Here is a 15,133-nt window from a genome sequence, read left to right as displayed (position 1 = left end):
TGCAAACAAATGATATATTAGAGCAAATAAAATTACCATAGAGTTACCTAATTTTGGCTAAACGATTAGCAAAATCTATTCAAGTTTTTTAAAGTATGGTGAAAGAGAAAAAACTACTTACTAATTTTTTACTACCATTAATATTAACATTATTTATATCTAGCTTCGCTAACGCTCAAGATATTTCTATTAATGGTATTGTTTATGACACAGATGGAGTAAGTATCCCGGGAGCATCAATTGCTGTCGTAAGTGAAGGTCGAACTGAAATTATTGGCGGTTCAATTACTGACATGGACGGTAAATTTTCCCTTTCAGGTTTGAAAGTGGGAGATGTGTTAGTTATAACTTTTATAGGTTATGAGGAACATAAAGAAATCATCAAAGAAAGTATGAAAGAAGAGGTGAAGATTTACCTCAAAGAAAAAATAAGCGAACTAGACGAAGTTATTGTAATTGGCTACGGTGAAGTCAAAAAAGAAGACTTAACCGGTGTAGTCAGCAGAGTAAGTTCGAAGGATTTGGAAGGGAATACCAATGCCTCTTTTGAAAACTCTTTACAGGGTAGAATGTCAGGTGTAAGAGTAGTGACCAACAGTGGTCAACCTGGAGCCTCATCTTCTGTTAGTATTCGTGGTTTTAACTCTTTAGGTGGTAATTCAGCTCCTTTATATGTGATTGATGGTGTGATCATGAATTCAGATGATAACATGGGGTTTGCTCAAAATGGAGGCGGAGGTCAAAGTGCTTTAGCCGATATCAACCCTGCTGATATTAAATCAATTGAAGTATTAAAGGATGCATCGTCGACAGCAATGTACGGTGCAATGGGTTCAAACGGAGTAATTTTAATTACCACAAAACAAGGAGAACTAGGCGATATAAAAACAACAGTCAATGCAAAATATAGTGCTCAAAAACTACCCGAAAGTATGTTTATTGATGTACTTAATACTAAGGATTTCATAACTTTAAGAAATGAGTCGGGTAGATTATCAGATACTGATTCTGCACTTTACTATGGAAATGACGCCTTACCTACTACAGATTGGCAAAAGCTTATGTATAAAACAGGTTATATCTATGATATGAATGCAAGTGTCTCTGGGGGTACTAAAAAGTTTAATTTCATGGGATCAGCAAATTATTATCAATCTCATGGTATTATCCCAAAGTCTGGTTATGAAAGAATGACATTCAGAGCAAATATTAACTCTCAATTATCAAATAAAGTAAGAATTTCATCAAGTCTTTATATGGCCAATTCAGATGCAGGACAAGTAAACACAGGTACTGGATTTGATGCCTCTAGAGGGCAAGGTAGTGTGGTAATGCAAGCTTTAAGAATGCAGCCAACGATGGATGAAGAAGGTTATAATTTTATTGAGAATGGTGATCTAATTGAATTTAGAACTACTCCTTTAGAACTTGTCGATTTAAATACGATGCAAAATTTGACAAATATCTTAGTCGGTAACCTTTCATTGGATTATAATATAGGGAAAGGTTTCTCAACTACATTAAGATATGGTATCAACAACGGTAATCGTGAAAACAACTTTTATAGAGGACAGGGGCGAAATTCAATTGATGACATCAACGGTTGGGCAAAAAGACGTTTTTCAAGCTTTACATCTTGGAATGCTGACGGGCAATTAAGGTATAATAATCGATTGGGTAAGTTCAATATTAATGGACTATTGATGACATCAGTGAGAAGTTCACATGATAACTGGTCTTCACAAGAGGCTCAAAACTTTCCATCTGATGCTTTACTATTCCATAATATGGGTGCAGGTAGAGATCAACTTTCAAATGAAAGTGGATATGGAAAACGTACCATGCTAAGTTTTACAGCAAGAACGATTTTGAGTTATGATAATCGTTATTTCTTAACGACTTCAATTCGTAGAGATGGGGCATCACAATTTGCCAAAGGGAATAAGTGGGCAAACTTCCCCGCTGTTTCGGCTTCTTGGAAACTGAATAATGAAGGTTTTCTTAAAAACGTAGAGGAAATCAACTTACTAAAACTTAGAGCCAGTTATGGTACCAATGGTAATCAAGCAAGACGTATTGGTCAATCATTGGATGTTTACAGTAATGGTTATGCGATTTTCGGTGAAGATAAAGCAAGGTACAACGCATTACGAGAAGCTACTTTTACAAATGACGAACTGAGATGGGAGCTAACAAAGGAAACAAACTTTGGTATTGATATAGACCTATTCAAATCACGTATTTCACTTAATGCAGATTATTATGTTAAGGATACAGATGATTTATTAATTGATACCAACGTTCCGGGTTACACTGGACATACGTTTGGTCTAGTAAATATTGGATCTATTCGAAATGAAGGTCTAGAAATCGCATTGAATACTACAAACGTTGAAGCTGGTGATTTTACGTGGTCATCGAGTATTATATACACACAAGCCAAAACATCAATTACCTCTCTGAGAGTAGATACATTGAGTGTTGGATATAGTAATCCTTGGATTACAGGTGGACATACTCAACGCTTGATTGTAGGACAAGAGTTAGGAACATTCTGGGGATACCAAACAGACGGAATTTATCAATACGAGGACTTTAAAGAATTTAGAGGAATGACCAATGAGGAAGCTGCTCGTAAATACAGATCTGACTTGATACAAGCCAATTACAATTATAAAAATCTACAGGATATGTATACGCCTTGGAAAGAGAATGAAGCAGGACAGGCAATTCACCCAGGACAGCAAAAGTACAAAGATGTTGATGGCGATGGTAGATTGACAATTAACGATAAAACAGTAATTGGAAATGCACAACCTGATTTTGTTTGGTCTATTGAGAACAAGTTTGAATACAGAAATTTTTCATTGGCAATTTTTATCATGGGTGAGCAAGGTAGAAAGATGGCCAACCTTACCATGTGGCAATTAGGATTCTTGGGCGGAAATCATAATACAACGCAAGCGTTATTTGACAATAGATGGACTCCTGAAAATCCAAACAATAACACTCACATGGCACTATTCAGTAATAACCAAATTACATTGCCGTTTAGTGATGTGCTTATTGAGGATGCGTCTTTTATTCGATTAAAAAGAATTGACCTAATGTACCGATTCAACTTACCAAAAATCAGTGGTAACGTGACCCTTTCGGCAAGTGATATTTATACTTGGACAAATTATAGTGGTTATAATCCGGATGTTTCACTTGGTGGTCACAATGCACTTCAAATGGGACATGATTATGGTATCTATCCTTTACCGATCACTTATACTATTGGCGTAAACCTAACGATTAAATAAACTCATGAGAAAAGATACATTACTATATTATAAGACATTATTATTCCTCTTCTTTTCGCTCGGAATAATCAGTTGTGATTCTTTTTTGGAGGAAGATCCAAAAGGATTTGTTTTAGAATCAGACATCCCCAATACTTATGAAGGGGCAGTGTCTTTAGTTGCCGCACCTTATGAAAACTGGGTATCAAGAAGTAATCTCTATGGTAGATGGTTTTTGATGTGGGAAACGGGTACAGATGATCAATCCACAAGAGATAATTTAGCACGGCCAATGGATACTTACTTGTTGCATAAAGCCAATCCTGATGAGCCTTTTTACTATACCGGTATTTGGGCACCTCTGTGGAAAGGTGTGGCAGATTGCAACAATTCCATAGAAGTGATCCATCAGATGCAAACGCTTGAAGAGGAGTTGGTACAATTACTAAAAGAGGAAGACGAAAAAGATCCACCCAATTATGATGGTTTAACGGAAGAGCAAATACAGATTCTTGAAGAAAAAAGAATATTTAAACTACTTCTGAAAGTGGAAGGAATGGTGACTGATACTGAGAAGAAAGAGATTATTGCAGAATTGAAAGTATTAAGAGCATTGTACTATTATCATTTGGTGAGGATGTTTGGAGATGTTCCAAAGATTACGCTTCCAATGAACCAATTCAGTGCACTTGAAACGGTTGATAGAGCTGATGTAATGGAAGTGTATGAGGATATCATTGTTAGAGACTTAACAGAAGCGATAGAGTATTTACCTGAAACTTATAGCTCAGCTTATAAAGGAAGATTCACTAGAACATCTGCATTTGTCATTTTAGCAGATGTGTATTTGACAATGGCAGGTTGGAGATACACCTCTAATGGTCAACTTTTAAGAGGTGAACACAAATATTATTCATTAGCAATGGCTGCTGCAGATAGTGTTTTACAAAATAGAGCGGGCTATGAGATATTCACTCAGAGTGAGACCTATGATAATCCTTTTGAGCAGCCTTGGCGACAATTCTTCTCTAAAGAATCATTAGTTGAGTTCGGTAATTTATCAGGATTTGGAAATGGAGCGAATGGTGAAGGCTTAATTGTAACTTCTGAGGCAATGATGAATCAAACCGTGAATTTCTGGGGAGTAAACCTGAAGAGTTTCCATGGTGGTGGAGCAGGTACTTTTATACCTACACCAGACTTATATAAGTCTTTTGAAGAGGGGGACCTACGACGTGAGTTTAGTATGCTAACCAAAGGAGTGGATGCAAGTGGTGATTCGTGTTATAATATTCCATTATTTCACAAGCTCTTAGACCCTGTAATCTATAAAGGTCAACCCGGTTTCCAACGTGCAGATGGTAACATCAACATTATTTTATATAGAGTAGCCGACGCAATGTTGATTTATGCAGAAGCTTCCAATGAGGTCAATGGACCAACAATTAAAGCGTACGATCAAGTGAATCAATTGAGAAGACGTGCAGGATTGGCAGATCTACCTACAGGCATGACGAAAGATGAATTCCGTAAGCAAATCTGGAAAGAGAGAAGAGCAGAATTCAATGCCGAAGGTAAAAGAAAGTTTGATTTGGTTCGTACCAATAGATTGAAGCAATTAGCTGATGCGACGGACTTTTATTATTCTTCTAGTGACAATCCTGAATGGAAAGCGTCATCTCCTAAAGAAGATATGCAAGTCACATATATCCCTTTACCTTACCCAATTCATGAATACATATGGCCAATTCCTCGTCCAGAAATGGCTTTACATCCAAATTGGAAACAAAACTATGGTTACTAGAAAAAGAGATAGAATGATGAAGAAAATCAATATAATAAGCATTTTATTACTCTTCTTTGTAGTGGGCTGTAAGGAAGAGAAAGTAGAGCAAATTCAGAAAGAAGAGGCTATTAGTGTTAGCCCTTGGGAAGTTCCTACGGCAATGGCGTTGAATGAGTCAATGCAGTTTGTAGCTTATAAAGCTCCAGAATATGACGAAGCAACTGATATCGTATGGTCGGTAGAATCTCCTGACGGTGCAGTTCATGTAGATGAAACGACTGGTATGGTAACAGGAATGAAAAGAGGTTGGGGAAAAGTAATTGCCACATCAACAATATCTAATCTATCAGATACTTCCTATGTGATTATAGGAGAGGAAAATCCTACAATTGAGCTTATCAGACCTAAAACTTTGGAGGTAGAAGTGGTGGTAGGTAGACCCGTGAAATTAGAGTATTATACTACTCCGTATGATGTAAATGAATTAGACATTTTCTGGTATGAAGCGTTTGATCCTTCAAAGGTAAAAGTAACAAAAGATGGATGGGCTACACCAACAGTAGTAGATACAACCGATGTATTTGGATATGTGATTAGAACGGAAGACCAAGAGGCGATTTCAGCAGCTATCCGTTTAAATGTACATCCTGTCAAACCTGTTGATGCCATTAATTTTGAGCAAGACCTTTTTGAAAAGACACTTACGGAAGAGTTTACATTGGACTTTACCTATTTACCGGCTGATGCTAATGATACGACCTTTAGCTACTTTGTGTCAGATACTACAGTGTTGGGTATCAACCCTGAAAATGGTAAAATAGTAGGGAAAGCAATTGGAGAATCATACGTTTATGTTTCTAATGACAAATTGTTATCAAAGGCGGTTAAAGTTAAAATTGTAGATCCTATTTTGGCAGAAGGAATGCAATTAAGAAATCCTTTAACTGGACCTCTACAATTTATTTCGCAAACCGCTCAGTTAGAGGCTGTATTTACGCCAGAAGATACTTTCAATAAGAATGGAACATGGACATCATCGGATGAATCAGTGGTGACGGTTGATGATAAAGGTTTAGTGACTGCAATAGGCAATGGAGAAGCGACAATCACTTTTGTGGCGGAAGATGGAGGATTTATAGATACGGAGACTATAGAGGTCAATACGGTTTTCTATTACTTCACACCTCAAGAGGATGATGTTATTCCAAACATTACTTACTCAGTAAGAGACATTACGCTAGAATCAAAATCAGGTAAAAACCACTTGGGAGAGGACGCTACAATTTATGAAGTAACCAAAACAGGTGAAGGTTGGTCATTGATAGATATTAGAATGACAAAGCCTGTCAATACGGATTATAATGTAGAGTTTAAGCTATGGTTGAATATTCCTTCTGCAGCGGTAACGGTTGAGAAATATGATTTGAGTATGGCGTTATATACCGCAGATAAATCAAAGAGGTATTTAAAATTAATACCAAATGAGAATGTGGTATTTGACGAGTGGAAGGAATATACTTTTGATTTCAACGATGTCTATTTAGATGGAGTGGATATTCAGGTCATAGAACTTGTTTTTGCTCATGGTGTTTTTGGAGAAGAAACGAAGGGCATTAAGTTCCAAATCGAAGGTTTAAGAGGTCCTTATCTAAGAGACTAAAATGATATAACAGGAGGTGTGTTTTGACGCACCTCCCTCTACTAAATTAGATCTACAGCTTTAAACTTTTGTTCAATAACTCAATGAAAATACAACTGCATTTTTTACTACTGGCCTTCATTTTAGTTTTAAAGAGTGGAGCAAGTTATGCCCAAATAGAGATATTTGGAGAAAAAGGAATTGTAAAAGAACCTGAGGCATGGGGTGCTCAAATGGATAAGTTGACTTCCTTCAAAGGAAAGAATAATGTTATCTACATTGAAAGAGGTACTTCACCTTTTGGAGGAGTTATGTTTGATCTCAATTATAGTTTGGATTTTTCAAAATCTAAGACAATTACCTTTTCTGCCTATAACCCCAAACCACATAACACTTTAGATGAGTATTCATTATTGGTGGGAGTAAGGAAGAATGGAAAGGAAACAGATTTTCAGGAGTTGAAAAAAATTCCAATAAAATCATTTGATAAGTGGGACGATTATCATGTAGAGATTAATCCTCAAGAAGAAATTGATTACAAGTCGGTCATTATTATTATTCAACCTAGCAGCTATCAAAAAGAAGCCGAAGGTTTGGAAATGTTCCTGACAAATGTAACCGTTCCAGGTTTTATTGTTGATGAGGTTTTGGTAGATATATCTACTGATAGATCAGGGAAACAAATCATTCTAGATGTTCTATCACACAGTGACTTAAAAGGAAAAACAAAAAAATCACCTTTTAAAGTGATCAAGAATGGTTATAAAGAGCTTTCCATCAGAAAAGCTGAAACTTACAGTCGTCAAATTATTCTTTATATGGAAAAGAGCTTAAGTGCCAATGATGATATCAGATTATCTTATGAAAAAGGAAAAGTCATGGATAATATGGAAAATGAATTGAAGTCATTTAAGCATCGAGTAGTAAGAAATAATGTGCCAATTGACTTTGAAGTGTACAGTGACCTAAATTTTAACCATAAATACGTTAGAGATAATTTCCATGGTCAAAGAACCGCATTGTCTAAAGGGGCTACATTACCGGGTAATGTGGAAGATATGGGCATGAGAGTAACCTTAAAAGAAAATGGTTGGGGCGGAGTCTTGTTTAGTTTGAAATCAGATATTGATATTACCAAGGAACAAGTATACAAATTGAAAGTATTTATTCCTCAAAATTTAAAAAACGAAGGAAAGGTAAAACTAGAGTTCTGTTTGAGGAAAGATCAACAAAGTCTTAAACAATTATCAAAAACCGTAGTGCTATCAACTTCCGATCAGTGGCAGGAATTAACTTTTGATTTTAGAGGTGACAAACCACAAATGAAATATTTTAATTCAATTGCTATGATTTTAAGACCCTCATTTAATGCAAAAAATATCAATGGGAAGGAATTCTTTTTGAAAGACTTTATGGGGCCTGAAAAATTGATTAACTAAGTTTTCAAATATGGTATTTAGAAATCGGGTGATTTCTGAAGATCTCCAGAACACGGATGATGCTAACGTTTAACATTCGTGCTATTGGAAGGAGGTTTGAACGACGATCTTATCAAACTTGCAGAAGGGTCGATTGAAAGTGAACGATAATTTAATAAGTATACTTTAACTAGAGTAGGCGTAGTATCCTGCTTCTACTCTAGTTTTTTTATAAAACGAAATATGAAACAAAGGATGAAAGATTTTTTTACTTATATCAAGATACTATGCTTAACACTTAGTATAGCGTTGGGGATACAAGTGCAAGCGCAGACAAACTATCCATATCTACAATCCTCAGGTCAAAGCCTTGGTACTCTTACGGCGATCAACGGTGGATCTTTTACCACTGAGTCGGGAGACCCAAACGGGGAAATATGTCATAAATTATTTAAGCATATTAGAAATGACCAAATCAATGCCACATTTGGAGTAGCTTTGGAAGGAAATATCGACTTATCATCCTCTCAAGAAGTGGTTCTAAATATGTTAGTATCACCTCCTACAGAAGAAGCACTAGCAGCTACTACTTTAATGTGTGCTTTGAGAAATAATGGCGATGAAGCAACTCAGGTTACGGCAACCACAGAAATCACTCAAGTCAATGAGTGGGTAGATTATATTTTCGATTTTTCGGAGGTAGATCCTTCTGCTGAATTCAATCAAGTCATCTTTTATTTAATTCCTGATACACAAAACAAGGAAGCAGATAAGGTAGAATTTTACATCAATGAGGTAAAGGGACCTAAGGTAAAACAAGATTTTATATCGACAACTGCAAAGACATCACTAGAGGGTAATATTGTAACGATTGACTTCAATGGTCATGAAGCCATTGATCAATTTTTTAACCCACTATTTAAGGTATTTAATGAAGCACAACAAGAACTTGCCGTAAATCAGACGTTGATTAATGGAACAAGCATTGATTTGTATTTGGAGTCACCAATTATGTATGGCGAATTAATTACGTACAGCTTTGAAAGTGGTACAATTACAAATGCAAGTGGTATTGCTTTAGCTCCATTTGAAGGAAAAGAAGTTCTGAATAACTCAAATAAGGTAACTAGTTTATATACGCTTTATCAATTTGGAGAAAATTCATTGCTAACATTACCAGATCCTCGAAATTACACTTTAGATAAAAACGCTGTAAATCCGAATGATCCTGAAGATCAAGTAGGAAAGTTTGTAAGAGCACAATCGCATTGGGTAAATCTAGAATGGAATTTGCCGACAACGTATGCTTTTGATTTTTCAGAGACAAAAACATTTTCTTTTGATTTGTATTTGGAAGATGTTGGGATAGAGCAGATGAACAAAAATATTACACTTGGTTTCAGGAGATACGATGAAAATGGAGACTTAATTGATGAATTTAGAGAAGTAAATAGAACAGTGACCTGCTTTGGTCAATGGGCAACATATACTTTTGATCTTTCAGAAAATACCACTGAATACTTAAGCTCAATTAAGGATGTAATGATTTACTTGGCCCCTGCTGATGTGGAATACAAAGCAACAGGGATGACAGGTTATGTAGATAATCTTAGAGGACCAAAAATTATTGCTGATCAGATACTAACTACAGTAGCGACAGATAATGAAGCTAAAAATATTTACTTGGATATTCAGTCGTTTGGTGAACTTCAATTAGTAGAAACAACAGGTTTTACAGTGAAGGTTGAGGGTGTTGAACAAACTATTGCCAATGTTTCCAATACAGCGAAGCAAATCATAATTGAGATGAATACGGCATTAGATTTATCAAAATCAGTGACTTTATCTTATGACGATACTCAAGCTACTATCGAAGATGAAGATGGTTTAACTTTAGTTTCTTTTACGGATGAAAATGTAGAACTACCATCTATAGATGTTGAGTTGCCTGATTTTGAAAATGGCGTAACTTATTATTTTGATGGGACAGATAATCCAAATATATCTATTGCACCAAGAACAAATACTTTGGAAGTGGTGGATAATCCATTCATAACTGCTGAAGTTACAGAGGCAAAAGTGACAAAGTTAACTAGAGCGAACGCTCATAGAGGTATTTCTGCTTTTAGCTTGAATGGAGATAAAAGTGTTTTATATGGTGACAGAAATTTGAAATTCAAGTTTAAGGTTTATCAAGTAGCAACAACACCCATGGTGACACAAAACGTGTTGCAGTTAAGATTATTTGGTAACAATGGAGAGTGGACTACCATTAGGTTAAAATTGGATGAAACCAATGTGGACCAATGGGTAGAGTATAGTTTTGATTTTACAGCAAAAGAATTTAATGATAGTCCAAATACACAAAAAATTATAGATACCTCTTACAACAGATTTGAACTTACATTTGGTGAAGATATTCCTCCAGGAGGTGGGGCAGGACCGGTAGATGAAGCCATTTATTATATTACTAATTTAGAGGGGCCAGAAGCAGTGGCTGATACCGATGCTTCATTACTTGCATTACTATCTGATGATAAACTTGTAGAAGGTTTTACAGCAGATATGACAGAGGTCGAAATTATGGTACCATTTGGCACTACTGTAGCTCCTAAAATTACCGCGATTGCAAATCATGATGCGTCCGTACTATCAATTAATCAAGCGGACTTGACTACTGAAACAACTACAGTTACAGTGACAGCGGCTGATGCGATAACCACAGAAACATACAATGTGACTTATAAAGAGTTGGCACCTTCTACTGTAACTTCAATTGAAGGTATCAAAGTGAATGGCTATCCATTAACTAATTTTGATCCTGCTCAAAAAGAATATACTTTGACTTACTTATTTGGTACTGATGTAGTTCCTACCGTAGAGGTTGATAAGACAGATCCCAACTCAACGGTTGTGATTACTCCTCCAGTCGCCTTACCAGGTGATATGAAAATAGAAATTACTGCTCAGGATGGTACGACTAAAGAGGTATATAACTTAAAATTAGATTGGTCTACACCTTCAAATATTGCGACTTTAAGTACATTGGATGCAGAAGGATTAATCACGGACTTTGATAAAGAGCAATTATCGTATACTGTTAATTTACCATTTGGTTCGGTAATAATTCCTCAAGTTTCTGCTGAAAAGGAAGATGAGTCAGCGACAATGATGACCACTCAGGCCACTGAATTACCAGGAGAAGCAAAAGTGGTAGTGACAGCTCAAGATGGTACAGAGGTAACCTATACTGTACAGTTTGTAATTGACCCTCCGTCTACCGATGCTTCTTTCAAAAGTATTACTATTAATGGGCTAGAGTTTACAGAATATGTAGAAGGAGAAGAAAATTATACGATCGGTTTAAGATTTGGAACTGTTGATGTACCAACGATTGAGGTAGTGAAATCATCTGATTTAGCCGAGCTAAATATCACGCATGCGACTGACCTTACGGATGTGACCACTATTGAAATTATTGCTCAAGACGGTATCGCTAAAACAGTGATCAATTTCTCTTTTGAGATCTTACCGAAACAATCAGAAGATGGGAGTCTTCGTTCCATTGCTTTGAATGGAGTGGAATTAGAAAACTTCGACCCTGAAGTATTCAGTTATGATGTAGTTTTGGAATTAGGAACCACAGAAGTACCTGAGTTTACCGCCGAGGTCAACGATAGTAAAGCTACAATGATCATTGAGAAAGCAACGTCAGTTTATGGTAAGACGATCATCAGGGTACAACCTGAAGATCCTTATGCACCGGAGTCGGTATATACGGTTCATCTCACTGTACGTCTTCCATCCACTAATACAAACCTTGCTTCAGTTATGATTGATGGAACACCATTGGAAGTGTTCAAGACGGATTCAACTGATTACATATTAGAAGGATACGCTGAGGCTCCAGTCGTAGAAGTGACTTTAGAAGATGAAAGAAGTAATCTAAATGTCCTGCAAGCTTCTCGATTAGGTGCACCAGCCATCATTACTGTTACTGCTGAGGATGGTATTTCAGAAGAAATTTACACTTTCTTATTTGCAAGAACAGAAACACCTACGGCTGTTGTTCCAGCTATTTTCTCTGACATTTCATTACGTAGAATTGCAAATCATTCTCTACAGATTTCTTCAGAAAAATTCTTGTCTGATTGTACATTAATGATCAATGATATTCAAGGGAAAGTGATTTATGGAGGAAAGATGAATGGTTATCAAAAAACTATAAATCAACTTCCTGATACCATCCTTATCATAAGGATAATAAATAATGAAGGGCAATGGTTTAAGAAAATAAAGCTTTAAAAAGTTCGCCACATTTCTAAAAAGAGATGTGGCGTTTTTTGGGAAATGTTTTTTTAAGAGCTTTCCATTATTGATGATCGATAGGGGTGATATTGCTCTAATATAGGTTAGCGTTTCATAATTTTTTCTATAATTCACTACGCTCAATTAATAATTGGTTGCCTGTTTGTATATTCATGCAAAACAAAAATGATAGTGAAATGAACATATTTGATAAAGCTCCTGTAGCACCTTATTTTCCAAAAGAGGAAAGGTATGAAACAATGCAATACCAAAGATGTGGTAGAAGTGGTGTTTTACTCCCTCGAATTTCATTAGGGCTTTGGCATAACTTCGGTTTTAATGATGATTTTGGCAATGCTCGAAATATTCTTCGAAAGGCATTTGATCTTGGAATTACCCATCTTGATTTAGCAAATAATTATGGACCTCCTTATGGTTCAGCAGAAGAGAATTTTGGCAGAATTCTTCAAAAGGATTTCCTCCCTTACCGCGACGAACTTTTTATTGCTTCAAAGGCAGGGTATGATATGTGGCCCGGCCCGTATGGAAATTGGGGCTCGAAGAAATACTTGATTGCAAGCCTTGATCAAAGTCTGAAGAGAATGGGATTGGATTATGTAGACGTTTTCTACCATCATAGACCAGATCCAGCAACACCTTTGGAAGAAACGATGAGTGCATTGGCACAAGTTGTAAAACAAGGTAAAGCCTTATATGTAGGACTTTCAAGATACAGTGCTGAAGAGACTCAAAAAGCATCAGAATTATTGAAAGACATGGGAGTGCCATTGCTGATTCATCAGTCTAAATATTCAATGTTTGAAAGAGAAGTAGAAACAGAGGTTTTACCAAAGTTAGAAGAATTGAATGTTGGTTCAATTGTATTTTCTCCTTTGGCACAAGGCATGTTGACCAATAAATATGTCAATGGTATTCCTGAAAATTCAAGGGCTAAAAAGGACAATACCTATCTCAATTTGGAAGCAGTGGAGTCTAAGTTGGATCAAATTAAAGCACTACACCAAATAGCAGAACAAAGAGGTCAGAAGTTATCTCAAATGGCCATTGCTTGGTTATTAAATCATCCGGCAGTAACTACAGTATTAGTAGGAGCAAGTTCTCCAGGTCAATTGGAGGAAAATGTAAAGGCTTTAGATCAGTTGGCTTTTTCAGCAGAAGAAAAGCAGACCATAGCACAAATATTGAAATAAGCCTCAATTTTTATATCAGAGCTTATTTTAAAGGTGAAAAAATCCCACCAGAACATGGTGGGATTTTATTTTGATGATAATGGATTATTAGGCTAAAGCAAACTATTTTATATAACTAATTACAATTTTTTTAAGCTTAGGTGTAAATTTTTGTAATTCAGTATTTCAATTTTATTTCCTGATTACATTACAAACATACTCTATGATTGATAAGATGTAAAATTGATTGTTTTTATGTCGATATAGTTTTTTTTATAAGCGTTGTGATCAATGTTAAGCAGTGTTATCTGAAATGAAATTTATCGTTAAAAATATATAAATTCATTCTTTTTTATGTATTTCAATATACTATCCTTTTTGCCCGTTATTGTAAAACCGTTTTGTACTATTTAGTTTCGTTGATCTACTTATTACAAGTGCCAAATCAGAAATAGACCTAGTTAGTTCTATCTATTTTTGTGGAGGTACTTACTTTCAATTAAATAATTAAATAAAAAATGAGGACACTAGGTCTAAGTGCAATTATTGGTTTATTAACTATTATCTCTTGCACCAACAACAATTCAACTGACGCTCAAAAAAAAGAAGTTAAATCGAATGCAACCTATGAGTTAGTCTTGGCATCGGAAGTGGAATGGACCCATTTAAATCCCAAAAGAGGAGATTTGGCTCCTAAAGCCGGTACACTTTGGGGAGATAGAAATAGTAAAAGTGCCACTGGGTTTTTATTAAAACCATCAGACGGTTTCCAATCTCCACCGCATATTCACAATGTATCTTACAGAGGTGTAGTGATTAGTGGTTTGATCCATAATGATGATCCAAATGCCGAAAATATGTGGATGCCAACTGGATCTTTCTGGACACAACCAAAAGGAGATGTACATATCACTTCTGCAAAAGGAACAGATACTTTCGCATACATTGAAATTGAAGAAGGCCCATACCTTGTTCACCCCGCTGATGAGGCATTTGAAAGTGGAGAACACCCTGTCAATATCGAAGAATCAAATGTAGTGTGGCTTGATGCTACAGATATAACTTGGGTAACTACAGGTCAAAACGTGAAAATGGCTTTTTTATGGGATGAAAAAGACAGCCAATTTAGTGGATCCATGCTCAAACTCCCTGCTCATTTCAAGGGGCAAATCATGAGTAATAATAGTTTTAAGGGAATTGTAATTTCTGGTGATTTACAATATAAAACTACTAAAGAGACATCCAATAAAACGTTGGAAACGGGTAGTTACTTTGGTTCAGAAGGAGTTGGAGTTCATCAAATTTCAACTAATAAAGAAACAACGATCTATATCCGTACGAATAGTGAATTTGAAATAAAGTAACCAACACATGTTGTCGAGTGGGAACAATCAAAACTCGGCAACATGTCTATTTTATTTTGATATAATCTTTTTACATTGTAAACTAAATATTATCGTCAACTTTCAATCGGTATTTCTACAAGCAATTATAGGATCTACTTTCAG

7 protein-coding genes are annotated in these 15,133 nt (G+C 35.9%); all 7 read left to right on the top strand.

All coding sequences use genetic code 11. The features are described 5' to 3' along the window. The first annotated feature begins 95 nt into the window (after positions 1–95). Complete coding sequence (locus PL77_RS22740) at positions 96–3,305, top strand: TonB-dependent receptor (RefSeq protein WP_044210665.1); 3,210 nt, start codon at positions 96–98, stop codon at positions 3,303–3,305. Between the two features lie 4 nt (positions 3,306–3,309). Continuing rightward, entirely contained in the window at positions 3,310–5,088 is a 1,779-nt protein-coding gene (locus tag PL77_RS22735; protein ID WP_044210662.1) for a RagB/SusD family nutrient uptake outer membrane protein, read from the top strand. After that, the gene (locus tag PL77_RS22730) at positions 5,078–6,730 is read left to right on the top strand and encodes an Ig domain-containing protein (protein ID WP_044210660.1); all 1,653 of its coding nucleotides are present in this window, start codon (positions 5,078–5,080) and stop codon (positions 6,728–6,730) included. The genes PL77_RS22735 and PL77_RS22730 overlap by 11 nt, the downstream gene beginning before the upstream one ends. Positions 6,731–6,813: 83 nt before the next feature. Further along, positions 6,814–8,148, top strand: a complete 1,335-nt coding sequence (locus PL77_RS22725) for a hypothetical protein (protein WP_044210658.1) — start codon at positions 6,814–6,816, stop codon at positions 8,146–8,148. Between the two features lie 234 nt (positions 8,149–8,382). Beyond that, positions 8,383–12,432: a hypothetical protein gene (locus PL77_RS22720; RefSeq protein WP_156152498.1), complete on the top strand. Its 4,050-nt coding sequence runs from the start codon at positions 8,383–8,385 to the stop codon at positions 12,430–12,432. A gap of 200 nt (positions 12,433–12,632) precedes the next feature. Continuing rightward, positions 12,633–13,646: an L-glyceraldehyde 3-phosphate reductase gene (gene mgrA, locus PL77_RS22715; protein ID WP_044210707.1), complete on the top strand. Its 1,014-nt coding sequence runs from the start codon at positions 12,633–12,635 to the stop codon at positions 13,644–13,646. A 497-nt stretch (positions 13,647–14,143) separates the two neighbouring features. Beyond that, positions 14,144–14,989, top strand: coding sequence for a DUF4437 domain-containing protein (locus PL77_RS22710; protein ID WP_044210656.1), 846 nt, complete (start codon positions 14,144–14,146; stop codon positions 14,987–14,989). Positions 14,990–15,133 lie beyond the last annotated feature (144 nt).

It is taken from the genome of Flammeovirga sp. OC4 (assembly GCF_000812565.1).
Lineage (GTDB): Bacteria > Bacteroidota > Bacteroidia > Cytophagales > Flammeovirgaceae > Flammeovirga.
This window is presented reverse-complemented; position numbering and strand designations above follow the sequence as displayed.